The sequence below is a fragment of the Micromonospora sp. KC723 genome, assembly GCF_004348595.1.
In the GTDB taxonomy this organism is placed as follows: Bacteria; Actinomycetota; Actinomycetes; order Mycobacteriales; family Micromonosporaceae; genus Micromonospora.
Window position 1 is genome coordinate 1 of the sequence record NZ_SMKD01000078.1, and the last position, 25,550, is coordinate 25,550.

Annotated in this window: 28 protein-coding genes and 2 pseudogenes; 7 read left to right on the forward strand and 23 right to left on the reverse strand. The window is 68.5% G+C overall.

Annotated features, from left to right (window positions below):
• Positions 1-12: 12 nt before the first annotated feature.
• Positions 13-1,239 carry a molybdopterin-dependent oxidoreductase gene (locus E1165_RS17830; protein WP_165945250.1) on the reverse strand — a complete coding sequence of 409 codons (1,227 nt, stop codon included), beginning with the start codon at positions 1,237-1,239 and terminating at the stop codon, positions 13-15.
• 151 nt (positions 1,240-1,390) lie between these two features.
• Entirely contained in the window at positions 1,391-1,915 is a 525-nt protein-coding gene (locus tag E1165_RS17835; protein WP_243704842.1) for a chlorite dismutase family protein, read from the reverse strand.
• Positions 1,916-2,423: 508 nt separating this feature from the next.
• Between E1165_RS17835 and E1165_RS17840 the strand changes: the two genes are divergently transcribed.
• Positions 2,424-2,954 carry a YdeI/OmpD-associated family protein gene (locus E1165_RS17840; protein WP_132392892.1) on the forward strand — a complete coding sequence of 177 codons (531 nt, stop codon included), beginning with the start codon at positions 2,424-2,426 and terminating at the stop codon, positions 2,952-2,954.
• Positions 2,955-3,083: 129 nt separating this feature from the next.
• On the forward strand, positions 3,084-3,794 hold the full coding sequence (locus E1165_RS17845; protein ID WP_132392894.1) for a creatininase family protein: 711 nt from the start codon (positions 3,084-3,086) through the stop codon (positions 3,792-3,794).
• A gap of 25 nt (positions 3,795-3,819) precedes the next feature.
• On the opposite strand, the gene E1165_RS17850 is transcribed toward E1165_RS17845, so the two are convergent.
• From E1165_RS17850 to E1165_RS17910, 13 genes are all read right to left on the reverse strand, one after another.
• Positions 3,820-4,413 carry a DUF6262 family protein gene (locus E1165_RS17850; protein ID WP_132392896.1) on the reverse strand — a complete coding sequence of 198 codons (594 nt, stop codon included), beginning with the start codon at positions 4,411-4,413 and terminating at the stop codon, positions 3,820-3,822.
• Positions 4,410-6,365, reverse strand: a complete 1,956-nt coding sequence (locus E1165_RS17855; RefSeq protein ID WP_243704844.1) for a tyrosine-type recombinase/integrase — start codon at positions 6,363-6,365, stop codon at positions 4,410-4,412. Before E1165_RS17855 ends, E1165_RS17850 begins: the two co-directional genes overlap by 4 nt.
• A gap of 443 nt (positions 6,366-6,808) precedes the next feature.
• Positions 6,809-6,994 (reverse strand): hypothetical protein, encoded by a 186-nt coding sequence (locus tag E1165_RS17860; RefSeq protein WP_132392898.1) that lies wholly within the window; start codon positions 6,992-6,994, stop codon positions 6,809-6,811.
• Positions 6,991-8,121: a tyrosine-type recombinase/integrase gene (locus E1165_RS17865; RefSeq protein WP_207916936.1), complete on the reverse strand. Its 1,131-nt coding sequence runs from the start codon at positions 8,119-8,121 to the stop codon at positions 6,991-6,993. The genes E1165_RS17860 and E1165_RS17865 overlap by 4 nt, the downstream gene beginning before the upstream one ends.
• 154 nt (positions 8,122-8,275) lie before the next feature.
• Positions 8,276-8,644: a creatininase family protein gene (locus E1165_RS17870; RefSeq protein ID WP_132392900.1), complete on the reverse strand. Its 369-nt coding sequence runs from the start codon at positions 8,642-8,644 to the stop codon at positions 8,276-8,278.
• A 12-nt stretch (positions 8,645-8,656) separates the two neighbouring features.
• Positions 8,657-9,919: a hypothetical protein gene (locus E1165_RS17875; RefSeq protein ID WP_132392902.1), complete on the reverse strand. Its 1,263-nt coding sequence runs from the start codon at positions 9,917-9,919 to the stop codon at positions 8,657-8,659.
• 33 nt (positions 9,920-9,952) lie between these two features.
• Positions 9,953-10,411: a PPC domain-containing DNA-binding protein gene (locus tag E1165_RS17880; protein WP_132392904.1), complete on the reverse strand. Its 459-nt coding sequence runs from the start codon at positions 10,409-10,411 to the stop codon at positions 9,953-9,955.
• The gene (locus tag E1165_RS17885) at positions 10,404-11,477 is read right to left on the reverse strand and encodes an asparaginase (protein ID WP_371687361.1); all 1,074 of its coding nucleotides are present in this window, start codon (positions 11,475-11,477) and stop codon (positions 10,404-10,406) included. The genes E1165_RS17880 and E1165_RS17885 overlap by 8 nt, the downstream gene beginning before the upstream one ends.
• A gap of 56 nt (positions 11,478-11,533) precedes the next feature.
• Positions 11,534-12,730, reverse strand: coding sequence for an XRE family transcriptional regulator (locus E1165_RS17890; RefSeq protein WP_132392906.1), 1,197 nt, complete (start codon positions 12,728-12,730; stop codon positions 11,534-11,536).
• Between the two features lie 748 nt (positions 12,731-13,478).
• Positions 13,479-14,654 carry an ABC transporter permease gene (locus E1165_RS17895; RefSeq protein WP_132392930.1) on the reverse strand — a complete coding sequence of 392 codons (1,176 nt, stop codon included), beginning with the start codon at positions 14,652-14,654 and terminating at the stop codon, positions 13,479-13,481.
• 26 nt (positions 14,655-14,680) lie between these two features.
• Complete coding sequence (locus E1165_RS17900) at positions 14,681-15,370, reverse strand: ABC transporter ATP-binding protein (protein ID WP_132392908.1); 690 nt, start codon at positions 15,368-15,370, stop codon at positions 14,681-14,683.
• On the reverse strand, positions 15,367-16,464 hold the full coding sequence (locus tag E1165_RS17905; RefSeq protein WP_132392910.1) for an efflux RND transporter periplasmic adaptor subunit: 1,098 nt from the start codon (positions 16,462-16,464) through the stop codon (positions 15,367-15,369). The genes E1165_RS17900 and E1165_RS17905 overlap by 4 nt, the downstream gene beginning before the upstream one ends.
• The gene (locus E1165_RS17910) at positions 16,461-16,970 is read right to left on the reverse strand and encodes a hypothetical protein (protein ID WP_243704845.1); all 510 of its coding nucleotides are present in this window, start codon (positions 16,968-16,970) and stop codon (positions 16,461-16,463) included. The genes E1165_RS17905 and E1165_RS17910 overlap by 4 nt, the downstream gene beginning before the upstream one ends.
• Before the next feature lie 152 nt (positions 16,971-17,122).
• Here E1165_RS17910 and E1165_RS17915 point away from each other — a divergent pair, with 152 nt between their 5' ends.
• Positions 17,123-17,779 (forward strand): response regulator transcription factor, encoded by a 657-nt coding sequence (locus tag E1165_RS17915; RefSeq protein ID WP_132392914.1) that lies wholly within the window; start codon positions 17,123-17,125, stop codon positions 17,777-17,779.
• Positions 17,776-18,990: a cell wall metabolism sensor histidine kinase WalK gene (locus E1165_RS17920; protein ID WP_132392916.1), complete on the forward strand. Its 1,215-nt coding sequence runs from the start codon at positions 17,776-17,778 to the stop codon at positions 18,988-18,990. Before E1165_RS17915 ends, E1165_RS17920 begins: the two co-directional genes overlap by 4 nt.
• 352 nt (positions 18,991-19,342) lie before the next feature.
• On the opposite strand, the gene E1165_RS29990 is transcribed toward E1165_RS17920, so the two are convergent.
• A complete protein-coding gene (locus E1165_RS29990) occupies positions 19,343-19,582 on the reverse strand; it encodes a cellulose binding domain-containing protein (RefSeq protein ID WP_371687360.1) in 240 nt (79 codons plus the stop codon).
• Here E1165_RS29990 and E1165_RS29995 point away from each other — a divergent pair.
• Entirely contained in the window at positions 19,509-19,763 is a 255-nt protein-coding gene (locus E1165_RS29995; RefSeq protein WP_243704850.1) for a hypothetical protein, read from the forward strand. The two genes, E1165_RS29990 and E1165_RS29995, sit on opposite strands and share 74 nt — an antisense overlap.
• Before the next feature lie 41 nt (positions 19,764-19,804).
• Here E1165_RS29995 and E1165_RS30790 read toward each other — a convergent pair.
• Positions 19,805-20,201: pseudogene (locus tag E1165_RS30790) on the reverse strand (lytic polysaccharide monooxygenase); the annotation flags it as partial.
• A 235-nt stretch (positions 20,202-20,436) separates the two neighbouring features.
• Here E1165_RS30790 and E1165_RS29050 point away from each other — a divergent pair.
• Positions 20,437-20,622 carry a hypothetical protein gene (locus tag E1165_RS29050; RefSeq protein WP_165945251.1) on the forward strand — a complete coding sequence of 62 codons (186 nt, stop codon included), beginning with the start codon at positions 20,437-20,439 and terminating at the stop codon, positions 20,620-20,622.
• Between the two features lie 7 nt (positions 20,623-20,629).
• Here E1165_RS29050 and E1165_RS17935 read toward each other — a convergent pair whose 3' ends face one another.
• Positions 20,630-21,721 carry an IS630 family transposase gene (locus E1165_RS17935; RefSeq protein ID WP_243704846.1) on the reverse strand — a complete coding sequence of 364 codons (1,092 nt, stop codon included), beginning with the start codon at positions 21,719-21,721 and terminating at the stop codon, positions 20,630-20,632.
• Positions 21,722-21,926: 205 nt separating this feature from the next.
• Positions 21,927-22,157 carry a hypothetical protein gene (locus E1165_RS17940; RefSeq protein WP_243704847.1) on the reverse strand — a complete coding sequence of 77 codons (231 nt, stop codon included), beginning with the start codon at positions 22,155-22,157 and terminating at the stop codon, positions 21,927-21,929.
• A gap of 168 nt (positions 22,158-22,325) precedes the next feature.
• Here E1165_RS17940 and E1165_RS17945 point away from each other — a divergent pair, with 168 nt between their 5' ends.
• Complete coding sequence (locus E1165_RS17945) at positions 22,326-22,907, forward strand: hypothetical protein (RefSeq protein WP_132392918.1); 582 nt, start codon at positions 22,326-22,328, stop codon at positions 22,905-22,907.
• Between the two features lie 249 nt (positions 22,908-23,156).
• On the opposite strand, the gene E1165_RS17950 is transcribed toward E1165_RS17945, so the two are convergent.
• From E1165_RS17950 to E1165_RS30015, 4 genes and pseudogenes are all read right to left on the reverse strand, one after another.
• Positions 23,157-24,014 (reverse strand): hypothetical protein, encoded by an 858-nt coding sequence (locus tag E1165_RS17950; RefSeq protein WP_132392920.1) that lies wholly within the window; start codon positions 24,012-24,014, stop codon positions 23,157-23,159.
• 10 nt (positions 24,015-24,024) lie between these two features.
• Positions 24,025-24,744, reverse strand: a complete 720-nt coding sequence (locus E1165_RS17955; protein ID WP_132392922.1) for a helix-turn-helix domain-containing protein — start codon at positions 24,742-24,744, stop codon at positions 24,025-24,027.
• Positions 24,745-25,164: 420 nt separating this feature from the next.
• The gene (locus E1165_RS30010; protein ID WP_243704848.1) at positions 25,165-25,347 is read right to left on the reverse strand and encodes a PfkB family carbohydrate kinase; all 183 of its coding nucleotides are present in this window, start codon (positions 25,345-25,347) and stop codon (positions 25,165-25,167) included.
• A 64-nt stretch (positions 25,348-25,411) separates the two neighbouring features.
• Positions 25,412-25,504, reverse strand: a pseudogene (locus tag E1165_RS30015) (hypothetical protein); the annotation flags it as partial.
• Positions 25,505-25,550: the final 46 nt, after the last annotated feature.

Here is a 25,550-nt window from a genome sequence, read left to right on the forward strand (position 1 = left end):
GCGGCGGGTTGCTCATCGGACCCACAGCTCCTCGACCCACTTGGTCTGCATGATGCCCGGATTGTTCGGGGCGATGAGTCGCACCGGGTATCCGTGGTCCAGGTGCAGCCGCTCGCCGTTGACCTCGGTGGCCAGCAGCGTGTCCGGGTGTAACGCGTGTGAGGGGTTGAGCCGGGCCCGGCCGAACATGCGTTTAGGTTTGGTGGTGGTCTGAATCGACCGGACGATCACCTCGGTGAAGTCGGTGACGCCGGCTTCGCGCAGCAGATCACGCACCCGTATGCCGCGCCAGGTCGCACCGACGCTCCAGCCTTGCACGCAGCTGATCGGCAAGACTGCGGTGTGGCTGACCCGGGCAAGGAGATCGTCGATGTCCAGTTCCATCGGGTTGCTGACCAGACCGACCACCCGCAACCGGTAGCCGGGGCCGGTGCTGCGCTCCACCACCCCGGCCGCGGTCGCCTGGGTCTGCACTGGCAGCCCTTGGGTACCCACGTCCGAGCGGCGGGACGGGAGAAGAGCCAGACGGTGCAGTGGGGACACGTTCGCTGCCAGGAAGTTGACGCCGATGATTCCGGCGGCCACCCCTACCGTGATCAGGAAACGGCGCCGCTGCGCGTCGCTGTCCCCTTCGCCGGGCACGGACGCCGAAACCGGTACAGCCACCGGGGCAGTTGATGTCGGGGTCTTTTCCGCGGGTTGCGGTGCGTGGACCGGCGCGGCGCGGCGCCGTATGGCTTGCAGGGTGGTTACCCGTTTCGCGGCGATGTGGATGATCAGCGCGCCCATCGTGATCCAGGCCGCCAGGTAGTGCGTCGGGGTGAACGTGAACGGGTTGACGTATATGTACATCGCGTCGTCGATGCCGCCGACGATCAGGAATAGGCTGCCGCCCACGAGCGGGATCAGGCTCAACCGCTCTACCGCGCGGGCGGCGTTGGCGAACTTTAGCGGCTGCCACAGCTTGGGGTAAACAGTCCACAGTTTTGCCGCCAGCAAGGGGATGCAGGCGAATCCGGTCACCGCATGGGTGGCCGTCACGACTCGGTAGAGGTCACGTGGGGCGGCCGGCCACGGGAACCACGGCTTCGGGTGCTGGATCAAATGGGAAACCAGCCCGGTCACGAAGCAGATGATGAAAGCGACACCTAGCGCGATGCCCAGCAGGGCCGCGGTCCGATCGTCGTGAAGCTTGGACCGAAACGATGCGGAGGTGGGCAGCAGGTGCCGGATGCGCATAACAACCCCAGGTGTCCGGTGTGGACCCTGCCGCGCCCCCGGTCTGCCGGCAGGACAGAACTCCGGTCGCATCGCCATCGGCACAACCGTCGACGACTCAATGTATCGAGGACGGTCACTCGACGGAAGGATGTGGGGTTCGGTCGCCTTGTCAGGAACGGGACAGCCGGATGTCGATCTCCCGGTCGACGTAGGCCCATTCCTCGGTTTGTCGCAGGGTCTGCACCAGCTCCTCGAACACGCCCGCGTCGGCCTGGGCGTACTCGAACCAGGTGAGGAAGTCGAACGGCTCACCAAGATCGCGGCAGTGGTGCAGGCGCCGCGCTACCGCCGGCAATGCCCGCAGACCGGTGGTGACATGCCCGGAGCGCTTTTGGAAGATGGCCCGGCGCTCGTCCTGCGCCAGCGACCACCAGGCATCGTTCTTGCGGATCGGGATCAACGCCGCCCGGTCGGCGTCCGAGCGGCCCAGCAGCGGCTGCCGGGCCCGCAGTTCATCCCGCTCGGCCGCGGTGACATACCGCTCGCTGCTCACCACACCGGCCAGCCGCCAAACCACATCAATACCGCTGGTACCGGCCGACTCCACGACGGCGAGCCTGCTCGCCGCCGGCAGCGGCTCACCGACCACCGTTCGGAGGCTGTCGATCGCCCACCCGCCGGTCGCACCGGCCACGAACTGGACGTATGACAACGAGCTCACGCGTGGAACAATAACGCGGGCCTTCTCGATTCCACTGGCCCACCGCCTGCGGTTGCCTCCTTTTAACAGGTAGCAGGGCTCACGCGGCGGTGGCCCCTCGTCGCACTCGGGGCCGAACTTCCACGTTCAGTCCAGTCGGTTGCCGGCCGAAGGGTGTCCGGTCGCCCGCGTACTTGGAAGTCAATGTCACGCTGAACAGCGGCGGGGTACGTTTCCGGGTGGTGCCCCGCCGGGTTGGCTGGAGATGCGCGGGCGGGCGGGCGGCGGCGGCGTTGCCGTTGGCGTTTCCTCGACGCTGGCCGGAGGCGACCGTGGTCGCGGTTGGGGTGCTGTTTCTGCTGGGGCAGTGGCGGGCCGTCTGGATGGGTTGGCCAGGTCGGCCTGTTGATCACGCCTGCCGTCGCCCCGCAGCTGCCCCGGGGCTGTGCGCCACCGAATCGCTGACCACACCCGCCACCATACCGGCAAGGAACGGACAACCGTGACCAGTCAACAGTTCACCACCACAGTCGCCTCAGCCAGCCGTGGGCGGATTCTGATCCCGGTGCCGTTCGACCCGGACATCGTCTGGGGCACCAAGCCCCGCCACCACATCCGCGGCACCGTCAACAACATGAGCGTACGCGGTGCCGTCGAACCGGCCGGCGACGGATACGGGTTCACCCTCGGCCCGGCCTGGATACGCGGCTGCGGCCTGGCCGCCGGGGACACTGTCACCGTAGCCATCGAACCCGAAGGCCCCCAACGCGGCGACCTCGCCGCAGACATCGCCGCCGCCCTCGACGCGCATCCGGCGGCGGCCGCGTTCTTCGACTCCCTGGCCCAGTTCTACCGACGCGCCTACCTACGCTGGATCAACGCCACCAAGAAACGACCCGACCAACGCCCCCAGCGCATCGCCGAAATGATCCGCCTACTGGAGGCCGGCCACAAAGAACGCCCACCCCAGCACCCCGAGCCCGACGACGCTGGATCGGCAAGAACCAGCGCCGCCGAGGGATCGGCACCGTAGGGCGAGGCCACGCGCGGTGTACGTGCGCCCCGCTCGGTCGTCACCCGTGCGGCCGGCGCACGGCAACGCTGACCACGGCGGAAGTTGACCTCCACTGTCCGGGACCGCAGTTCGTGGCAGGCTAGGCGCGTGAGTTTCCTGCTACCGACGGCCACGTCCACGGACGAGCGTGCCCGCGCTGCCCGTACCGCAGTGCTGCCGATGGGCAGCTTTGAGCAGCACGGCGAATACCTTCCGCTCGTCACGGACACCGTGGTCGCCTGCCTCGTCGCCGAGCGCATCGCGGCCGACCACCGGCTGTTCCTGCTACCGCCGATCACGATCTCGTGCTCGCATGAGCATGCCGGGTTTGCTGGGACGGTGAGCATCAGCGCTCGGACCCTGATGGCGGTGATCGAGGACATCGACGAGTCGCTGCGGGCATCGGGGGTTGAGAACCTGGTGATTGTCAACGGGCATGGCGGAAACTATGCGCTGCGCAACGTCGTTCAGCAGTCGACGACGGTCCGGCCACGGATGGCGCTGTTCCCCGCCAGCGAGGATTGGAACACGGCGCGGGTCGACGCGGGCTGCAAGACCGGGTCTCACGAGGACATGCACGGCGGTGAGCTTGAGGTCTCCCTGCTGTTGCACGGAGCGCCGCAGCTGCTGCGGGAAGGATACGAAACGGCCGACCACGAGGCGAACGCGCGTCCGGACCTGCTGACGGTGGGGATGCGCGCCTACACGGACTCGGGGATCATCGGGCGGCCGTCGTTGGGCAGTACGGAGAAGGGCGCGGCGGTGTTGGACAGCCTTTCTCGTTCGTTCGCTCGGGTGCACAAGCTACTTGAGCCCTGATCAGCGATGTGGCAGGGCCTGCTGGTCAGGTGCTGCGGGCGGGGTCAGCGATGCGGCTTTCGAGGTCGGCGATGCGGCGGTCCTGGAAGCGCAGGGTGGACCGCGCCGCGGTGAGCCGCTCCTCCAGCGTGCGGTTCTCGGTGGTCAGCTGCCGGACCCGCTGCTTGAGCGTGGTGTTCTCGGTGGTGATCCGCGCGATGGTCTCGTCGTCCCACTCGGCTTGCAGGTCGCGGATCTGGCCGAGGAGTTCACCGATGCGGGTGCGTTGACGGGCGATCTCCGCGTAGGCGGTTTTGAGAGCCTCTTCGGCGTTGAGCGCTCGCTCCCGCCAGACGGCCTGCCCCGCGGCGTCCTGCGCGAGGCGCGACTGCGTGTGCCGCTGGTCAGCATCGGCCAAGGCGGCGGTGACCGCGGCTCGTGCTTGCGGGTTGTCGTAGACGAAGGTCCGGGAGACGTTGGCGCGTCGAGCGACCGCGGCGACGCTGACGCGGGCTTTCTCCCGCCGCATGGCGGCGAGCGCGTCCTGGACCCGCTGCACCGCGGCCTGGCTGCGGCGTCGCCGGGCTGCGTCAGCGGCGGCCGTGCGGCCACTGGACGAGGCCGAGGCTGAGTCGTTCATCCGGCCTCCGAAGGGCCGTTGGTCTCGCCGGCTTCCGCGCAGGCTGCCGTGAGGTCGCGGGCGCGGAAGGCGGTGGACCAGACGCGGTGGAAGTAGTCCTGCGGTTTGCGTAGATCGAGCGCGAGAGCGTCGTCGAGGAGTCCGAGCCCGGCCAGGGCCTTCTCCAGCCCGTCGATGGCACGGGCGGTCGGTTCGAAGTGCTGGTGCAGATAGTCGGCGGTGGCGTCGTCGGAGGCGCCTTCGGCCAGCAGCCTCCACTGTTCGCGTTTGCGCCGCCAGTAGAGCAGGTCGGCGCCGGACAGCACGAATTTGTCGCAGTTGTGGCAGTCCAGGTTCCACGGGCAGGTGCCGCCGTCCACGACGGGTTGGAAGGTGCAAAACCCGCCCTCGGCGGGCGTGCTGCGCCTCGACAGGTCGATCGCGAGGGCCTGAGCCTCGGCTTGGGTCAGCGGCGTCGTGTCGGTGGTCAGTAGCTCGCCGGGGTTGGCGGTGCCGGGTCCGGCGACCCACACGTGCTGCAGCACCTGTTCCAGGTCGGAGTGAGCCAAATGCACGTAGTGCTCGGCCATCCGGTCGGAGACCTGGCCGAGGTAGCGGCGGATGTGGGTCAGGGTGGCGCCGTGGCGCAGCAGGTTCGTGGCCAGGGTGTGCCGGGCCTGGTGCGGCACCGGATGGCCGAGGTCGAGTTCGGCGACCCAGGCGCGGAACGGGCCGTAGAACCACTCCTTGGACAGTGACACCGTGCCGTGAGGGTTGCGGTTGGGGCTGGGGAACAGGGCCAGCCGGGCGCGCTGCTCGCCCGTGGGTCGGTAGCCGTGGCGTGCGGTGAAGCGTTCCAGCGTCTTGGCCTGCCGCGCCTCCAACCGGCCGTAGACGCGTTCCGGGATGCGGATGGCGGCGTCGAAGTTGCCGACCTTGGTCTGGTCGTGCCAGAACATCGCCAACCCGCCGTAGCGGCCGAGGCAGTCCCAGCGCACCTCCAACACCTCACCGATGCGCCGCCCAGTGGCGATAAGCGTTTCCCAGATGTCGCGCACGCCATGATCGGCTGGGTCGTGGTGCTCGGCGAGCCGGCGCAGGTTCGTCTCGTCGGCCAGCGCCCGTGCCACCTCGTCCGAGAACGGCCGCCGGGTCCGCACCGGAAGCCCCTCGCCGGCCGGCAGCGCAGTGACGAACTGCCGATCCAGGCCGAGTCGGTCGGCGACACCGCCGTCCAAGGCGTCGCGCATGACCGTACGTACGCTGTTGAAGACCAAGCCCCGAGTGGTGGCGCTGACCATCGACGGTTCTCCGCCCGCCTTAGTGATGCCCAGCGACGGCAGCCTGTCGCGTTCGCGGCGGCGTTGGTCGGCGACGAACCGGCGCATGTGCTCACCACGCAGCGACGTCGCATCGTGCCCGCCGCCCGGGGCATCGACCGCGAGGAAGACACCAAGCTCGACGCACCCGCGCCGCACGTTGTCGAAGCTGCTGGCGGTGCGCGGGCATCGCGGCGACTGCAACAGCCCGGCCAGGTAGTCCCAGGCCAGGTCCCGCAGCCAGCGTTGCGGGATCGCAGTCAGGTCGAAGCAGCTGGTGCGGCGCGGGAAACGCACCCCGAAGTGCTCGGTGTCCAGCATCCCGGTCTCGCGCGCGTCGGCCGGGGTGCGGTAGATGCGCCACAACTCCCGGGCGATTTCCCCACTGATACTACGCACGCAGCGGTCAGAGCTGCCGATCGCAAGGTCGGTCAAGGAGTTCATGCCGGCGGCGCGGCAGGTGTTGACCAGCTTCTGGATCGCCCCCCCATCCCAGCGGGTCGGTCGTGGCTGCTGAGTGTGCGCGAACAGGCCCCGCTGCAACTCCGCCCGCAGCAACGGGCGCAGCCCACGCAGGTTCACCTGTGCCGGCCACGGCGTCGGCTCCGCGCTCGCACACCAGCGCCGGAACGCTTGCTCGTCCTGATAGGACACTGGAGTCGGCCTGCCGTGTTGCTCGTAGCGCCGGGACCAAGCCGACGGCAGCGCGGCCGAACCAGGGCTGCCGGCCTTGCGGTAGCGCGTCTCGTGGCCGAAACACAACCCCAGCGGCGAGTCGGCCAGGCTCGGACACACCGCGACCAGACAGCCACCGGCCGGCGTACGGCTTTTGCCCCGCAACCCAGCCCGCGAAGGCGGCCTCCTTCGGGACACCCCGGCGTTTCCACCGGCTCAGGTGCCGATGGCACAGCCGCCACCGGGCGTGCGCCGCCGGCCGGTCCGGGCAGATCCGGCACGCCGCCTCATCCATCCACTCCGACGGTGCCAGCGGCTCCGCCCCCGCGAGGAACGCGGCCTTACCGACCCCTTGCCGGCTGGCCGGACCCCACGCCCGCATATGCACCGAGCACATGTCCGTCCCGCTGGACCGGACACGCTCACAGGCGGGCACCACCACACCACCACCGGTAGGTGGAATGGTCGCGAGGAATCCGGATCACGTCAGTGCCGAACATCGGGTCGAAGGACGGCGCACTGATCAGCGCTGTGAGGATCTCCAACCGGTCCCGGCCCAACCGGTCCGGTCGCGAAGGCTGCGGTAGCAGCGCGAGCGTCGCGGTCACCGCTCGCCCCAGGTCGTGCGCAGCGCGGCGTCGAACGCCGGGTCGTGCACATCGACGTGCGCGTAGATCTCGTCCACGACGGACGTAGAGGACCATCCTCCGGCGTCGCGGGCGACGACCAGATTCCCGCCAGCCGCATCGAGCACGGCGCTGGCGAAGCTGTGCCGGAACGAGTGAGGTTTCACCGGGCCGAGGCCAGCACGACGTCCCGCGCGAGCCAGCATCCGCCGCGCTGCCACCGGCGCCCACGGCTGCCCATGACCGGGGCCGTGCAGCTGGACCAGCAGCATGCCATGCCCGGCGGGACTGCACGGGTACTCGCTGGTGACGTACTGGAAGTAGGTGTGCACCATCGCCGGGCTAACGCGTTTGACCAGCCCGCCGGTCACCGTGCCGTCCTCGATGCGCCACGGATGCTTGGTCTTCGCCTCCGCCCGGTTCGGGTTGCCCGGCCGGTGGCACACGTGCACGTGCGGCGAGCGGCACTGCCCACACGCGGCGCTCTCGCGAAGGTGCAGGTCCAGCAGATGCAGCCCACACAGCTCGCCAATGCGCAGCCCGCCGTCGGCCAACCACGTCACAACCATCCGGTCCCGGGCCGTCCTCACCTCAGCCAGCAGCCGTTCCCGCGCGCCCTCGGGCAACATCTTCGGATGCCGGCGGTGCGGCCCGCGCGGAGCCAACGGATTCGCCGGCATCCCGGCTTTCACATGGCCCAGAAACGAGCGGCGCCGGTCCGCCCGCGACGGCAGTCGGATCCGGCCCAGCTGCCCGCCGAGCTCGCCGTTAACCCCCAGCGACGCCTGATGGAGATAGAAGCCCTTCAGACACGCCGCCGCCGTCGACAACGCCGAACGCCCGTACGGACGCTTACCCTCCCGCCAAGGCTGCCCCAGCGGCATGCGGACCTCGGCCCCGACCAGACCCATGTACCGCTCAAGATCCCGCAGCCCAACCGTGGCCAGCGACAGACACTCCCGATCCAACCACCGCAGATGATCGACCAGCAGATAGGCATAGGTCCGCTGAGTTCCGGAGCCATCATGCCGTCGCAGGAACCGGTCCGCCTCCACATGGACATTGCCCTCCGGGTAGACGATCGTCCACGCTCGACTCCCGTCACCCAACCTGATTTCTTATACCCGGAGATCTCCGACCACAACAATGCGAGCCACGTATCCTCCACGCCGACGCCCCAACAGGTCGGACGTGCCGGACCCGGTCGGTAAACGAGCACGGGACGTCCGTGGTCACTCGCCAGGGCGAACGTCGCGGACAGTCCTACCCGCGGTCGGTAAAGTTGGACAGAACGTAGTTGCCGCCGTGGCCGTTGACGATGGCCAGCCGGGTGATTTCGCTCGCGGCGAGCGAGGATCGGATGTCCTCGATGATCGCCGAGAGGGTTTGGTGGCTGATGCTGACGGTACCGGCCCAGCCGGCGTGCTCGTGCGAGCACGACAGGGTGATCGGCGGCAGGACCAGGACGTTGTGCCGTCGCGCGATGGCTGCAGCGGTTGCGGTGGCGACGATCGTGTCGGTGGTCAGCGGCAGAAACGAACCGTGCTGCTCGAAGCTGCCGACGGGCAGAACGGCTACCTCGGGTGCGCTCGCGGCGACGTCGGTGCTGGTTATGAGCGGCAGCAGGTCCATGCGGTCATCTTGTCACTGGGTTGTCACCGCGGTGCGGTGCCTGTCGATGAAGGCCCGGGCTGAGGGCAGGGCGCTGTGCCGGCGCAGCGCTATCGCGAGAGGGTGGGTAGCGCGGATGACACGGTAGGAGGCGGTCTCGTCCGAGAGTCGCAGCGCGCGCATTCCGTGGTCGACAGCGCGTTCTGGGTCGTGGTGCAGGTAGCACTCGGCGAGGTGGGCGTGCCAGAGCCCGGCGTCGATCGGTGCGATGGCGGCTTGGTCGCTGAGGAGTTCCTCGAAGATCGCGGTGGCGGATGTCGGGTCACCGAGCAAGTGCCGGCAGCGGGCGTCAACTGCGGCAACGTAGCGCGGGTCGCAGTGTCGGGCGAAGTCGTCTTCATCGACCGCGTTGGCGCCTGCGTCGGGCAGCTCACGTCGGGCTGCCATGATTGCGGTACGTGCCTCGTCGTCGCCGCTGGCAGCCAGTGCTTCGGCCACGCGAGTAAGGCACAGCGCGCGAGTGCGGGCGGGTACCGAACTGGGTGCCAGGGAGCGGCGCGAGAAGACAATCGCGGTGCGGACGTCGCCGTTGTCGAGGGCGCGTTGACTCTGTCGCATGAGCGTGTAGGCGACAAGCGATGAGTCGTCAGCCTCGATCGCGCGGCAGTGCGATCGGTCAAGCCACGCCCAACCTTCGGGCGGGGCGGTGTTGTCGGCGATCCAACTCATGAACTCCGACCAGCGGGCATCGACCCGTGCAAGGTGCGGGCGAACGTGGCCGCCCTGGAGATGATCGAGGACTTCGAGGTACTCCTGCACACGGCCTCTGAGTTGAGGCCAGGTACGCATAGGTTGGTTCGTGAACTCGTCGAGTGCATGTAGCCATGCCTCTGGATCGCCGTCGAGAAGTTTGCCACTGACGTGGACGTGGAGTAGCCGGCGCGTAGCCGGTTGGTCCTGGACGTGGCCAGATCGGATGGCGTCCGGAGTGCGTCGCGGGCTGTAGAGGCCGAGTTCGGTGTCGGTGGTGGCGTCGAGCACCTGGCGGAGGGCAGCGCGGCGTTCGTGGCTGGGCCAGCGGTGTTCTCCGCGTTCGAGTTTGCCGACCCAGCGGTGGTCGACGTAGTGGGCGGTGAGGCTTCGCCCGGTATAGAGGCGGTCGAGGGCGGCGTTGATGGCGTCGGCCAGTTCGGCTCGGGACAAGTGCTGCCCGGGCCGGTGCGGTGACGTCAGGCGCTGGCGGGCCTGGACGAGCAGCCTGTTGGGCGTGATGACGGTGTCGGGGTGGCGTGGCATCTACACCTCCCTCGTGGGGCAGGGTTGTGATCGTTAGCCGAGGTGCAGTTGTGGTACGTCGTACAGGTCGGTGTTCGGTAGCCGGTGCATGGCCGGTGAGCTGACCTCGATGATGAGCATTTCGGTGAGGAATTGGACGGTGGCGTCAAGCAGATGGCTGGTGTGGGCGGTGGCGCTGTGTTCCTTGAGTCCGGCCGTGAGGTGGATGTGGGGGAGAATCTTCTGGTTGGTGTCGTCCCAGGCGATGGTGCCGCCGCCGAGGGCTTCGACGTTGGTGAGGTCGACGTGTGTCCAGACGGGGGCGTCGGGGTTGTCGAGGCGTTGACACGTGCCGACGATCTTGGCTGTGGACAGGCCGGCGATGAACATGGGGATGTAGCCCTGTTTGATGTCGTGGGCGCGGCAGGCGTCAGCGAGGGCGGTGAAGAAGTCGTCGCCGTGGTCGAAGACTACACCGATCATCCGTCTTGGGGTCAGGTCGTGGCTACGCATGCGCGGCTGCTGTCTCCGTTCGGTCGCCGGTCGGGATTGGTGTCGGCCAAGGCCAGGAGGATGGTTCATCGAGGCTGCCCGCGACGGCGAAGGCGGGTGCGATGTCCTGCGGCTTGGCCTGGGCGGCGAGGAGCGCGCGGAGCAGGATGCGGGCTTTGTAGGGGTGCAGCCAGCCTGCGGGGATGAGCCCGCGTGCGAGGAGGTCGCTTTCGGAGCCGGGGAAGCCGTAGGTGCGGGTGAGCATCGGGCCGGCCGGGGTGCGGGAGGCAAGGATGACGGGGATTCGTTCGGCGAGGGCGGTGAGGGTGTCGACGAGGGGCTCGGGTACGTGGCCGACTCCGAATCCAGCGACGACGAGGCCGTCGCAGTGCCGTCCGATGGCGTCGAGGAGGGTGGCGTCGTCGTCGAGGCTGACGGTGTAGAGGCCGACGCGAGCGTGTTCGGCTTGGCGCGGGGTAGGGGTGGTGAGCCGGTGCGGCACGCGGGTCAGCAGCCTCACGGCGCCTTCCGTGACGTAGCCGATGGGGCCGGTGTCCGACGAGCGGAAGGTGGCGCCGCTGGTGGAGTGGGTCTTGGTGACCCAGCGGGCCGCGTGAATCTCGTCGGCGAGAACGACGAGACAGCCTTTGTCCCGGGCAGCCGGTGAGGCTGCGGTTTGGATGGCGGCGAGGAGGTTGGCGGGCCCGTCAGCACCTGCCATGGTGGGGTTTCGCATCGCGCCGGTGACGACCACGGGTTCGGGTCGCTGGTGTAGCAGGTCGAGCAGGTACGCGGTTTCCTCGATCGTGTCGGTGCCCTGGGTGATGACCACTCCGGCCGCGCCCGCGGCGAGTTCGTGGGTCGCGGCGGTGGCGAGCGCGGCGATGTCGGCGAAGGTGAGGGACGCGCCGGGGCGGCGGCGGAAGTCCACCACCTCGATGTCGATTCCAGCCGAGGCCAACCCTGGCACGGCATCAACGAGGTCGCCTGCGGACAGCGTGGGACTGACGCCTTCGCCGGTGCCGCTGGTCATGGCGATCGTGCCGCCAAGACCGAACACCATCACCTTCGGCCCGGGTGTTGTCAGGGGCGGGGACACGGCGATTCCTCTCGGCGGTCACGGCTGTGGTGCGCAGGAGCCTATTACGGAAGGGTGCCGATGAAACGGCATGCCTGGTCGACGCCGTCGAGTGAGAGCAGCCGGCTACGGGGCTCGGCGAGTCCGACGAAGCCGTACTGGCCGAGGTCGGCACAGCGGCCTTGCAGCCAGCGCCAGTCGAGGTTCAGGTACTCAGCCAGGGTTTGTAGCCGTCCGCCGGGTGTGTCATCGGCGGTCACGGAGTGGGCCTGCACGTGGCCGAGAGCGTCACGGTAGGCGGCGATGGTGTTGCGGTGGTCGCTGACATCGACGTGCCAAACGTCGTCGGCGCGAATCCAGGTGGCAATGATGACACGCTGCTTGTCCATAACGAGTCCGGGCAGCGTGGCGTACTCCGGGTCGTCTGTGACCGCGGTGTGGATGCCGAGGGATTCCATCAATGCCACGGCGAGCAGCAGCAGGATCCGTTCAGACATCGAGGATGCGGCCACCGCACGCGTGGGGAGGCAGAACATCCTGGTCATCGGCTGGGAGGCGCTTCGGAACCGTTCGGCGGTGTCGCGCAGGTAGCGCAGCTTGTGGCGAAACAGCAGCCATGTGCTGGCTTCCTCTCCGCGTTGCTCTCGGGTCCAGTAGACGGGCACATCGGATAGGACATCGTAGTGGCGGCGGATGTGATCGGCGCAGAATGCCGATCCCATCCACAGCCGTGACACCGAATCCAAATCCTCGGCGATGTCGCCGCTCCCGGTAGATCTGGCCATGTCCCTGTACGGGGATGCCGCGGCCTGGGCGGCGTCCAACCGAGCATCGTCCAGCAGCAGCGACAGGTCCAGGTTCGTCACCGCCCACAGGACCCCGGCAGTGATCGCGTCGAGCTGGTACGCGCGAGGGATGAGCAGTCGAGCGTCCCGACCGGCCTCGACCAGGTGCCGGTATGCCCGCCGAGAATCCAGCGCGAAGACAACGGCACGATCCAGTGTGTCGACATGCCCCAGGATGAGCCGTCGCTGAACGGACCGGCGCCACCTCTGTTCGCTGTCGGCATTGGTGATCGTGGCGAGAACTCGGCCGTCGTCGACGGCCGGGTACAACTCGACGTCGATCGCTGCACCAGGAAAGTGCTGTCCTGTTGGGGCCGAAACCGTCCGGTACAAGGAATGGTCCCGATCGGGCAGTAGCTGGCGTCCAGGCGTGAGGGCCCCAAGTTGCAGCAGCCGGCGTGGTTCGGGTCGTCGCACCAAAGGCCGTCCTTCGCCTCGACGGCGGGACGCTTGCAGCCGGCATAGCGGTGCCCGATCCCGGTGAGTTCCTGCCCGCGTGCCATAGGTGACGTGCTGAACTGCCGATGAGCGGACGTCAAGAGAATGCCGGGCATTGTCAGTCGGTGTGACGCGCTATCGGCCCCGGCGCCCCGCCCACCGCCGCCACATCTAGTGATGCCGGCGGCATCACCGCCGCAACCCCATCACCACCCGTCCAGCAGCCACAGCCGCGGCCCAGCCGATGCCTCCGGCGACGCCTCCGCCTCCGCCGCGAGCTCGTCGACGAGCTCTCTCGGAATCACCGCGTACCGCCGCACCGCCTGAACCAGGTCGTACGGGTTGCGGATCTCGCCCCGGCATCGTGCCGACGTTGACCAGCCACGGGTCCTTGCCCTCAGCCACCCGTCTGTCCAGCACGTATCCGAAGAACGTCCCGCCGACCGCATCCCAGCCGACCACAACCTCACAACCCTCGAACTCCGGCAGCGCCGACAACAGGCGCCGGCTCATCGGTCAACCGCGCCAATGCCGGCCCGAGTCCCCACGATGGACATATGAGTAGCGAGCAGACCCCTCCCTCCCCCGATGGTGGGTGTCTGAGATCCATTGTCCCGCGTACTCACCCAGGCAATTACGGCTCCTTACCGGGCCGTTCACGACCGGGGTTGGCGGCGGCGTTCGTGGCGTCCTTTGCCGCCAACCCCATGATCAGTGCGGGTTCGGTCTACGGCGCGGCGAGCGCTTCGGTCGGCGCGAGGCGCGACGCGCGGATCGCCGGATACAGGCCGGCGAACGCGCCGATGACCAGAGTGGCCGCCACGCCGCCCCCCAACGCCCAAGCGGGCACGACCGTCGGCCAGGTCTGCGTGATGGCGTACGTCGCCGTGACGGCGGTGCCGAGGACGGCGCCGCCGGCGCCCCCCAGCGCCGACAGGAGCAGGGACTCGGCGAGGAACTGCAGCCGGATCTGACCCCGGGTCGCCCCCAACGACCGGCGGAGCCCGATCTCGGCTCGCCGCTCCAGGACAGAGATGACCATCGTGTTGGCCACTCCGACCCCGCCGACGAGCAGCGCTACGGCGCCCAGGCCGAGCAGCAGGCCGGTGAACGCCTGGTCGGTGGCCTGACGGGCGGCTAGGGCGTCAGAGGGACGGGACACCTTGACCTCGTTGGGTGCCTGCGGGTTGGCGGTCGCGGCCAACACCGCGCGTACCGCCTCGACGGCGGAGTCCTCCGAGCGGGTGTAGACCGTTGTCGGATGCCCGTCGAAGTCCAGATAGGACCGGGCGGCGGGCCAGCCGACCAGAGCAGCCGAATCGAGTTCGGGGGCGAGCGGGACCGGAGCGAGGATGCCGACGACACTGAACCACCTGCCTCCGACGTAGACCTGGATGTCCGGACCCGCCCCGCCGATGCCCAGCCGCTCGGCGGCGGCTGAACCGAGCACCACGGCGGGGTACCTCTGGGTCGCACCGTTGAGCCAGACGCCGTCGGCGAGGGTGGCGCCGACCGTCTCCGGCAGATCAAGGTGAGCCGCCTGGGTCGAGATACCGCCCGTCTGTGCGGCCGGGATCCTGTCAGTGCGGTAGACCTTGCTGTCGGCGACCTTGCCGGTCGCGGCGACCTGCCGTACCGGTCCGATGCGGCCGATCATCGCGACGGACTCGACAGGCAGGGTGGCATCCTCGCCGAACAGAGTGTTACCCGGTGCCACCGTGAGCAGGTTGGTGCCGAGCGCGGCGAGCTGGCGGTCCAGCTCCGCCCGGCTCGACGAGGAGATCCCGACCACCGCGACCATCGCGGCGATGCCGATCGCGATGCCCAACGCGGACAGGAACGCCCGCATCGGCCGGGTACGCAGCCCGGCCCCACCCACACGCAGGACATCCCGCGGCCCCATCCGGGCCGGCGACAGCGGAGCGTCCACTAGACCACCGCCCCGTCCCGCATGGCGACCTGCCGGGGCAGGCTGTCCGCGATCTCCCGGTCGTGGGTGATGATCACGACGGTGGTGCCGGCCGCGTGCAGCCGCCGCAGCACCTCCATCACGGCCGCCCCGGAGGTCGAGTCGAGATTGCCCGTCGGCTCGTCGGCGAGCAGCAGCGCCGGCTCGCCCACCAGCGCCCGAGCGATCGCGACCCGCTGCCGTTGGCCACCGGACAGCTCGTGCGGCCGGTGATCGAGCCGATCGCCGAGACCGACGCCGATCAGCGCGGCCTCCGCCCGCTGCCGCCGCCGGCTCATCGGTACGCCTGCGTAGAGCAGCCCGTCGGCGACGTTGTCCAGCGCCGACTGACCGGGTGCGAGGTGGAACTGCTGGAACACGAATCCGATCCGGCGGGCCCGCAGGGCGGAGAGTTGCCGATCCGACAGCGCTGACACGTCGTACCCGTCGATACGCACCGCGCCGCTCGACGGGCGGTCGAGGGTGCCGATCAGGTGCAGCATGGTGGACTTCCCCGAACCGGACGGACCGACGATGGCCACCAGTTCGCCGTACCCGACCGACAGGGTGACGCCGTGCAGCGCCGTCACCCCGCCGGGGTACGTCTTGGTGACCTCGTCCAGCTCGATGAGCGCTCCGTTTTCGGTGACTCGCTCGCCGCACCCGCTCATGCCGGTATCCCCACCGTCATGCCCTCGGTCAGGCCGTCACCGGACACCTCGACCCGTCCGCTGGCGAACAGGCCGGTCTCCACCGCCACGATCCGGGTGGCCGCCCCCTCGACCACCTGCACGCCGTACCCGCCCTCGGCGAGGGCGAGCAGCGCCGCCACCGGCACGGTCAGCACGTCCTTGCGTTCCGAGGCGGTGAAGTCGACCTTCACCGCCGCCTGGCCGAGCCCGGCCATCGCCTTCGCGTCGTCGAGGCTGATGGTGACTTCGATCTTCGTCTCAGGTTCCTCCTGCCCCCCTTCGCCGCCGCTGGCGTCGACGACGGTCCGGGTCTTACCGATCTTCCCGCCGCTAGTACTGCCGCCCGGCAGTTTGACCTTCACCGGGGCGCCCTTCTTCGCCAGCCGCTGGTCGGCCACATCAAGGTCGACCGTGACCACCCGGGCCGTACCGGTGTGGGTGAGCAGGGCCGTCCCCGGCTGGACCGCATCGCCGACGGCGGCCTTCTGTTCGTCCACGCGTACCGCCCCCGCCGCGTAGACGACCCGGCCCAGCTCCACCGTGCCCGTCTCAGGCAGCCCGAGATCCTCCTGCCACTTCTTGACCGCGCTGGCGGTGCTGTCGCTGTACTCGTCGTCCACCGTGAAGCCCGAGTAGCCGAGTGCCTTCAGGTTCTGCTCGAACTGTTCGACATCCGTCCCCTCGACCCCGGTCCGGAGCACCCGGTACGCCGGCAGCGAGCCGTACAGCAGCACCACCGGCCGGTTGTCGATGCGGCAGATCGGCTGACCGCGGTTGACCGTCGAGCCAGGCGCCGGCAACGCCGTCACCGTCCCGGCCAACCGGGCGGAGACCGTGGTCGCCGGACCGTGCCCCAACTCGCCGTCCTCGGTCTGCGTGTCGACCAGTGTCTGCCGGCTCACCTGGGCGGTCGCCGGTGGCAGCGGGCCGACGCCGTCCCCCCCGCGGTCATCGCCACCGAGCGCGGGAACGAAGCCGAGACCGGCGGCGGCCGCCACCGCGCCCCCGGTGACGAGCACCGCCGCCACCGCGATGCCCAACCGGCCGCGTCGCCGCCGTTTGACGCCGCTCACTCGCCCTCCTTCATCATGGGGCTGGGCGGGGGATTGAGCTGCCGGCACTCCTCCTCGGCGGCCTTGAAGGTCGGGTCTTCGACGTCAACCCCGGCGTTCTTCCCGATCGCCAATCCGCCGTTCTCGTCCGGGTCCGGAAAGTTCGGAACGCCGTTCTCCCGCATGCACTTGGCCATGTCCCGTTGCCGCTCGAGCGCCTTCGCGTCGACCTTCGGCCGATCGCCGCCATTGGACAGATGCTGCTTACACGCCGCTGTCGCCGACTTGATCTTTTCCGGATCGGCTCCCTCGGGTGCTCGAATCCGAACGCCCTCGCCCGGCTCGGGGTCCGGGAAGTCCGGCACGCCGTTCTCCCGCATGCACCTCGCGAACGCCGCGGGGCCGGCCGGCTTGCTGGACTCCGTACTGCTGGCGCTCTTGTCGCCGCCCGCCGTGGCGATCCCGTCGCCGTTTTCGTCACTGCCGCCGCAGCCAGCCAACGCGATAGCCAACAGCAGAACCGGCACAAGTCCTGACCTGACTCGCATGGTGTCTCCTCGTGTGGCGGCCGGTCGTTCGCCGGCCGCCACACGGGACAGTGGAATCGAGGCGGGATTTCCCCGGCGTCAACGAAAAAGTTGACGGTCACGTGACATCACGCCGGGTCACCATGGACATCATGCGAATCTTGGTGGTCGAGGACGAGCGGCTGCTCGCGGACGCGGTGGCTCAGGGGCTGCGCCGCGCCGCGTACGCCGTGGACGTGGTGTACGACGGCGCCGCCGCGCTCGAACGCGTCGACGTCAACGACTACGACGTGGTCGTCCTGGACCGCGATCTGCCGGTCGTACCCGGTGACGAGGTGTGCCGGGCCGTCGTCGCCAGCGGCTCCCCGACCCGGGTGCTCATGCTGACCGCCGCGGCGGACATCGACGACCGGGTCGCCGGGCTGGCCCTCGGCGCCGATGACTACCTGCCCAAGCCGTTCGCGTTCAAGGAGTTGGCAGCGCGGGTGGCGGCGCTCGGACGGCGGTCCCGGCCGGCCGCCCCGCCGATCCTGCAACGGGCCGGCATCCGGCTCGACCCGCATCGGCGCGAGGTGTACCGCGACGGCCGGTACGTTCCGCTATCGCGGAAGGAGTTCGCGGTCCTCGCCGAACTGCTCCGCGCCGACGGCACCGCGGTATCCGCCGAGCAACTCTTGGAGAAGGCGTGGGACGAGCACGCCGACCCGTTCACCCACGCGGTGCGGATGACGATCCTCAAACTTCGGCGCAAACTCGGAGATCCCCCGGTGGTACTGACCGACCCAGGAGTGGGGTACCGCATCCCGTGAAACGCATCCGCCCGGCCAAGCTGACCATCCGCGCCCGACTGACCCTGGTCTACGGCGGGCTCTTCCTGTTCGCCGGGTTGTTGCTGCTCGGCGTGACGTACGTGCTCGTCTCCCACCAGTTGCCGCAAGCGAAAGGCGGGGAACGCGTTCTGTCGGCGCCGTCGGCGAACAGCGCGAGCGGTCAGCCAGCACCACCACCACAACCGATCGTCGGGAACGCCGCCGTCGCGCCGCCGTACGGCAGCCAGCTGATCGTGCAGAAGGCCGTGCGGGAAACTCGGAACGACGCGCTCAACTCGCTGCTCACCCAGGGCGGGATCGCGCTGGCCGTGGTCGGCGCCGCGGCGATCGCCTTCGGCTGGTTGATCGCCGGCCGGATGCTCCGGCCCCTGCACCGGGTGACCGAGACCGCCCGGCGGATCGCGAACGCCACGACCGCCGACCGTGGCCTGCACGAACGCATCGCTCTCGACGGCCCACCCGACGAGGTGAAGGAGCTCGCCGACACCTTCGACGTCATGTTGGAGCGCCTGGACAACTCCTTCGACAGCCAACGCCGGTTCATCGCCAACGCGTCGCACGAACTGCGTACCCCGCTGACCCTCAACCGGACGCTGCTGGAGGTCGCGCTCGACCCCGAGACGGTGTCGCCGGAGGTCCGCCAGCTCGGCAGAACGCTTCTGGAGATCAACGCCCGGCATGGCCGGCTGATCGACGGCCTGCTCCTGCTGGCCCGATCGGAGCACGAGGTGCTTGACCGATCCTATGTGGATCTGGCGGACATCGTGGAACACGTGGCGCAGCAGGTACCGCCAGGTGCGGTCACCGTCGAGGTGGCCTCCGACGAGGCGCCCACCAGCGGTGATCCGGTCCTGCTGGAACGACTCGTGCAGAACCTGGTCGAGAACGGGGTGCGGCACAACCTTCCCGAACACGGTTGGGTACGGGTCACCAGCGGCGCCGGTCCGAACAACACGGTGACCCTGCGGGTGAGCAACAGCGGGCCGGTGGTGCCGAGGTACGATATTCCGTCCCTCTTCGAGCCGTTCCGTCGCCTCGGGGCCGACCGGCTCGCCGCCTCGTCCGGAGCCGGCCTCGGCCTGTCGATCGTCCGGGCGGTGGCCCACGCGCACGGCGGTGACGTAACCGCCGAACCACGTGACGAGGGGGGTCTGGTCGTCACGGTGGCCCTCCCCGCCGCGGAACTCTGACCCCTCACCCTGTCGACGGTGCTGGCGAACTCCCTACCGAGCGTTGATCATGAGGTTGGCAGCAGAAAATCCAGCTCGGGCTGCTGCCAACCTCATGATCGATCGGGTGGGATCAGGACCTTGATGGCCTGTTCCGGTGCCATGAACGAGGGCGTGCCGACCGGGGTGTGGCTGAGCGAGATGTGGGAGGCGTCAACGCCCGGGCGATGCCGAAGTCGATGACCCGGGAGCCGTCTGCGGCGAGGATCAGGGTTGCGGGGGGCAGATCCCTGTGCGCGACGTCGGCCGGTGGATCGCCTGCAACGACAGGGCGGGGGCGGCATCGCCAAGATGCCGCCCCCGCCCGCCTACCTCAGCTGGCCGTGCAGCTCAGCGTCGGCGCGGTGTTCGTACCGTTCCAGGCTCCGTTGAACCCGAAACTCGTGCTTTGGCCGGCGTTCAACCGGCCGTTGTAGCTCGCGTTCGCGGCCGTCACCGCCGAGCCGCTCGACGTTATCGTCGCGTTCCACGAACTGGTGATGCTCTGGCCGCTGGGCCAGGTCCACCGCACCGTCCAGCCACTGATCGCGCTACTGGTGGCAGTCACTGTCACGTTGGCGCCGAAACCACCGGCTCACTCGCTGGTCTTTGTGTACGTCGCGGTGCAGCCACCGTTTTCGGCGGGCGGCGTCGTCACTGGCGGTGTGGTCGGTGGCGTGGTGGGCGATGTGGTCGGTGGGGTGGTCGTCGGCGGTGTGGTGCCGCCGCCGAAGATGACGTCACTGCACAGGTAGTACGGCTGGTCGAGGTGGCTCGCCTGCCAAATCGTGTAGACGACGTGCCGGCCGGTCCGGTTCCCCGCGTTCACCTGGGCCTGGTAGAGCCCGGTGGTGGGATAGCTGCCGGTCCGCTGGATCAGCTCCAGGCTGTCCCAGGTGAGCGGCTGTGTTGTCGGGTCGAAACCCTGCTTGGGTGATGTAGATCAGCAGGTAGTCGGCGCCGTGCCGTGCCGCGTCCGTGAGGGTCAGGGTGAAATTGTTCGGCACGGACTTGGCAACCCACGCGCCGACCGCGTCGAGTGAGGCGTACAGCCCACCCTGGGTGCGGCCACCGCTACAGAGTTGGCCGTCCGGCACGACCGCCTGGTGGTTGCCTCCCACGTTTTCGCGGTACAGCCCGTTCCAGTTCCACCCACCGATGTCACCGATCAGCCGGGCGACGCCGGACGACATCGCCCGGTTCGCCAGCCGCGGCCACTTCGCGTCGTGGAACGGCACCGCCCCCTGGACGCCTCCTTCGGCGACCAGAACCGCCACCGGCTCTCCCGATCCGGGAACCGGCGCATCAACCGCGACCTTGTGGTCGGGGATCAATCGGTGGGCGCCTGTGATGTCAGTGCTTGGAGGACGTTGTGGCCGTGGCGGCTGGAAGCTACCGGCCGTCGGAGTCACCGCGACTGGCCGCGTCGTGGCTGCGGGCAGCAACGATATCGGCCAGTGCGACGTAGGCGGCTGGCGCGAGATCGTCGCGGTGGCGGCCGGATTCACCCAGATTCTCAGATTACGCGCGGACGGAAACGTTGTCGCTGCCGGAAACAACGAGCACGATCAGTGCGACATCGCCGGCTGGGACGCGATCCGGCCGCCCAACTAGTGCCCCGTCATGCAGCCTTGAACGGGTAATCCGGGTGGCGGATCTTGGAGTCGGCGGCGAATCCGGATTTCGGTCGGGCTCGCTGGTTGCGCCAGCGGATGTAGTCGCCGATGGCGGCATCCTGTTCGGCGTGGCTGCGGTGGTCGGTGCCGTTGAGGGCGAAGTACCGCACCGCGGCGAACTCCGCCTCGATCCAGTTCAGCCAGGACGCGTAGGTCGGCAGGAACACCAGCTCCACCTGGTTGGCAGTGCACCAGGCGCGAACCTCGGGGTGCTTGTGTGGGGAGAAGTTGTCCACGATCAGGTAGAGCTTGTCGCCGGGCCAGCGGCGGCGCAGGGTCTTGAGGAAGCCGAGGAACTCGCGCCAGCGTTTGCGGTCCCGGATGCGGTAGTGCAGGCATCCGGTGCTCAGGTCCAGGGCGGCGATCATGTGCCGGACGCCCTGGTCACGGGTGTAGGTGGCCCTCAGCCGAACTGGTTGGCGCTGCGGACGCCAGGCCCGGCCGGGACGGGGTTGCAGGTTCAGTGGCCCGAACTCGTCGACGCAGATCACCCTGCCGTCGGCGGGCGGGTGGTCGTAGAGGTCCAGGATCCGGCGCATCTTGGTCGTGAAGTCGGGGTCTGTGCTGGTCTTCCACGTCTTGGTGGCCTGCCACGACACCCCGCGCTCGTGCAGGATCCGGCGGACGGTCTCGACGCTGATCGCCGTGACGTAACCGGCGTCGATCAGGTAGTCGCGCAGCTTGGCCAGGGACCAGCAGGAGAACGGCCGGCCGAGGAAACGGGGGTCGCACCGGGCGATGACGCAGATCCAGTCGCGGATCTGCTCATCGATCCGTCTCGGTGCGCCCCCGCTCCATTTTGGGTCCAGCGCGGTAAACCCCCGCTCGTTGAACGCGTGGATCACGTCCCGCACGTAGTCCTCGCTGGTCTTGAGCAAGTGAGCGATGTCCGGCGCCGGCTGCCCCTGGGCCGACATCAGCACCACAATCGCCCGCCGCAGCTTCACCGGGTCCTTCGCCGTGCGGGTGATCCGCTGCAACCGCTGACCCTCAGCCATCGACACCTGCCGGACGAACACCTCCGGGCGTCTGCCCACCGGCCACCACCTCCCATGAACGTCGGGAGACAGCCTGCCCGATCCGTCCTCAGAACCGACGGATTACACGATCAACGTTCAAAGACGAGGCACTAGATACTCGCGAGGTTGCTCCGCTGCCGTTCCAGGCACCATCCTCCGGATATAACGAACCGGTCGGAGATGAGACGTATGCTCACCCCCGACTGGTTCCCTCCGAGCGAGGTCAGCCCGTCGAGTCGTTCGCCCGGGCGCTGAGCGGGATGCAGCGCGCTACCGATGTAACGAACGTGGCTAACTCCTGCAACCGCGCCAGGCCAGTGCCGTCCAGGTCCGGATCGTCGCGGAGGGCATCGAACACCTCCACAGCCTGGTTCTCCAGCTGGGTCAGGGCGTCGAGGTCGAGCCCGTCCAGGCTCGAAGGGATCTCAAAACTCCACCGTCGGCTCCTCAGCACGGTAGGGATCTCGTCCCGACCGGCCCGCAACCAGCATCGGCGGTTCAGCGCACAGCCTAACGCAGCCCGCAACGTTCCGACCTCTTACCGGTCACGCTTTGTCACCTGTGGGAACAGGTCCAGTTGGGTGATCTTGTCGCCCCTTGTCGGCCCGTACCATCTCTGCTCGTGGGCAGCAGCTATCAGACGATCCTCACCACCGGCAATCTCGTCGACGTCTGTGCGGGGGTTTCCGTGTCGGAGCAGGTGACCGTGATCATCCCGGTCGCCGAGTGTCGGTGGGCGGTGGTGCCTGCGCGGGAGGACGGCATCTACGCGGAGACCGAGAACCTGGCCGAGTTGCTGAGTCTCGCCCAGGGCGCGGTAGCCGCCACGTTCGACGTGTTCGACTCCGACGTCATGGTGATCAAGCTGTTCCGCGATGGTCGCAGCTATCACGAGTACCTGTCTGACCAGGCTTATCTCATAGAGATTTGGGACGACGACGACAACGAGATCCTGGTCGACCTACTCGGCCGACCGTACCCGCCGGGCGTGAGCCCGCCCTCGGGTGCCTACGGTGCCGATCCGGCTGTGTTCGCGGCGCTCAGCGTTGCGCCGATCGATGATGCAGAGCTAGGCGCCGCGCTCAGGCGATCAGGACTCAGAGCCGAGGAACACCATCATGCAATCCTGCACGCGCTGAATGTCGACTGCGGTCCGCTCGCGATGTCCTACGAGGAGGCTGCCGCCTCGGGCCTGGGCGTCTAGGCCAATCTGCAACCGGCAATGTCGGAGCACGAGCCAACAACCACAGTACGCACGGCTGGACGTGCACAGCATCGTGCAGGTGGACGCTGAGACGAGCGGAATCATGTCCGACGCTTCAGCTGGTGAGCAGACCCAAAGGTTTACCGATAGGCGCAAAATGGACCAGCGGCCGCCGTGGCGTTCCGTAACCAGCGGCCGAGCACCGACCGTAGGATGCGCATCCACTTCTGCCGATGAGCGCACACGTCATTATCCGGCGCGCCCATGTGCAGCGAGGGTGGCGAGGGCGCGCAGTGTCACGGCGCCGCGCCACTCCACGCGTTGCCCCGGGGACCAGTCGAGCCAGTCGAACATCCAGCCGCCGTCCTCGAGTTGGTCCTCCTCGAGCCGGTCCAGCTCTGCCTGGATGTGCTCCTCGGTGAACAGAGTCCGGCTGCGTAGGCCCGGGCGTGGCGAGAGAACGAGGGCGTTGAGGCGTTCGTTTTCCGTGCCACCGGGGACGGGTAATGTGCCGTCGGCCCCGATCTTGGTCCGGAGCGACTCGATGGCTGCGCGGGCGCGGTTCTCGTCCGATTCGTGGTCGAGGAAGTCGAGGGCGAACTTGACCCAGTAGGCGTCGAGGTCGTCAGGCCGATCGATCCGGGACCAGCACCAGGATTTCGCGACATCGAGCCAGGGGGTCTGGATGCCGGCCCGGGTCAGGACGGATACGACCCCGAATGTGATGAACGAACCGTTCGGGTTGGGCGTCATCCACGGTGCGTGCGGATGGTTGGCCGCGCTGGGCAGGACGAAGGGCAGGGCCCCGTCGGCGCGGGCGTTGCGGGCTGCCCAGCTTGCAGCCTGGGTGACCATGGGGTCGTCCAGGGCGTCGACTTCAGCGAGTACCTCAAGTGCGTGCAGCGCGGCAGTCGGCTGGCTCGCGGGGTCCCGGACGTCGGGTTCCAGGGCATGGCCGAAGCCGTGGTCGGGGTTCTGGTAGGCGTGCAGTGCCGTGAGGACCGGTTCCACCGAGGCGTCGTGGAGTAGCACTGCGAGTCGGTGCCTGTCCAGGAGGCGGGCGGTGTTGTGGATGAACTGTTCGGCAGCAGCGATGTCGACGGGCACGGTGCCCACGCTAGGCGGACGTGCCGCCGAGTGCTTCCAGAAATCGGACGGGCGTCATGCCGGTGAGCCGCCGCACCTCGTCGTTCATGTGCGCCTGGCTGGCGTAGCCCGCCAAGAGTGCCCTGCCTGCCAGGTCAGGGGCGCGCAGATGCATGAACCGGCGGAGCCGGCCGACGCGCGCCAGCATCTTGGGTCCGTAGCCCACCGCCGCCACCGTCCGCCGATGCAGCTGTCGTTCGCTAACGCCGAGCTCTGCCGCCGCCGCCGCGACCCGAGCATGCGGACGAGCCAGATGCAGTGCCGCTGCCTGGACCAGCGGATCGGGCGTGGCGCCGCGCGAGGTCACCGCCTTGAGCATGTGACGACCTCGACAATCGGTGGGCACCACGGCGAGTGTCTCGGCGAGCCGCAATGCCTCCTGGCCCCACAGGTCGGCGGCATCAACTCGGCGGTCGCGCAGCTCCGCAGCGTGCCAGCCCAGCACAGCACCCGCAGCTCCGGGACGGAGGCGAACCCCCGCCACCTCGGTATTCGCCGGCAGATCAACCAGCCGCGGGCCCGTATCCCCACCCGCGACCACCAACTCCCCGTCGCCGAACCAGATCAGATCGAGGCAGCCGTCAGGCACTACCAGCTGGCTATGCCGATGGCTGACGCGCTGCTCCCACACGCACGCCACGAGCGAGGCCGCCGGTCCGGAGACCACGGCCTCCCAGTACTGCGAGGTCACACCCTCACCCTACGGAATAAGCCGCCAAGCCTCGCGAGGCGCGAGAGCATCACGGCGATGGCAATCGAACGTCTGGATTGCCGCGGAGAACGCGCGCCGATTCTCTGCGGCTGGTCACCCTACGTGAATTGTCCGGCTACCGGCGACTGGTGGCCGCCGGCGGGGCTTGTCGGTGGCGGACTACCGCTGGCGTGGCCGTCTTGGCCTGCCGTAGAGGTGGACGCGGTGATCGACGTGATGGTCGGGCTTACGGGAGATGAACCCGTCGCTTCGCACCTGGCTGTTGGCCACGAGAATCAGCCAGTCCTCGTAATGCCAGTTCGGATTGCACGCGCAGGTAGTAAAGGTGAACCGGAAGTTCGCCCGGCAGCAGCTGATCTGCCCCGGCAGCAGCACGAAGAGGCGGGCCAAACCGCTCAGTCAGGAGGTTTGGCGTCTCGCGGTGTTTGCGCCGCTGTGTTGGACGGTGTGGGAGCCGGCGTGGACAGCGGTGGTGAGAGCGTCTGGTAGCGGGGTCTGGCGGGCGAGGTCGAGGGCGAGACTGCCGAGGAAGGCGTCGCCGGCTCCGGTGGTGTCGATGACCTGAACGGTGGGTGCGGGCACGATGCCGGAATCCGTGGGGATGGGTGTAGGCGGCGCCGTGAGCGCCGGCGGTGATGACGACGGTGTGTGGTCCGAGGCGCTGTAGCGCGGCGGCGGCGTCGAGGGGGTTGCCGGTGGTGGTGCCCAGGATGGTGGCTGCTTCGTGGTGGTTGACCACGAGGACGTCGAGTTGCTGCAAAAGGGTGGGGTCGAGGTTGGGGTGG

Bases quoted from the DNA above. Each gene is read 5' to 3' on its own strand.
- E1165_RS17830 (WP_165945250.1), bottom strand. From the start codon at position 1,239: ATGCGCATCCGGCACCTGCTGCCCACCTCCGCATCGTTTCGGTCCAAG.
- E1165_RS17850 (WP_132392896.1), bottom strand. From the start codon at position 4,413: ATGAACGACTCAGCCTCGGCCTCGTCCAGTGGCCGCACGGCCGCCGCT.
- E1165_RS17870 (WP_132392900.1), bottom strand. From the start codon at position 8,644: ATGGACCTGCTGCCGCTCATAACCAGCACCGACGTCGCCGCGAGCGCA.
- E1165_RS17875 (WP_132392902.1), bottom strand. From the start codon at position 9,919: ATGCCACGCCACCCCGACACCGTCATCACGCCCAACAGGCTGCTCGTC.
- E1165_RS17880 (WP_132392904.1), bottom strand. From the start codon at position 10,411: ATGCGTAGCCACGACCTGACCCCAAGACGGATGATCGGTGTAGTCTTC.
- E1165_RS17895 (WP_132392930.1), bottom strand. From the start codon at position 14,654: ATGGGGCCGCGGGATGTCCTGCGTGTGGGTGGGGCCGGGCTGCGTACC.
- E1165_RS17900 (WP_132392908.1), bottom strand. From the start codon at position 15,370: ATGAGCGGGTGCGGCGAGCGAGTCACCGAAAACGGAGCGCTCATCGAG.
- E1165_RS17915 (WP_132392914.1), top strand. From the start codon at position 17,123: ATGCGAATCTTGGTGGTCGAGGACGAGCGGCTGCTCGCGGACGCGGTG.
- E1165_RS29995 (WP_243704850.1), top strand. From the start codon at position 19,509: ATGCTCTGGCCGCTGGGCCAGGTCCACCGCACCGTCCAGCCACTGATC.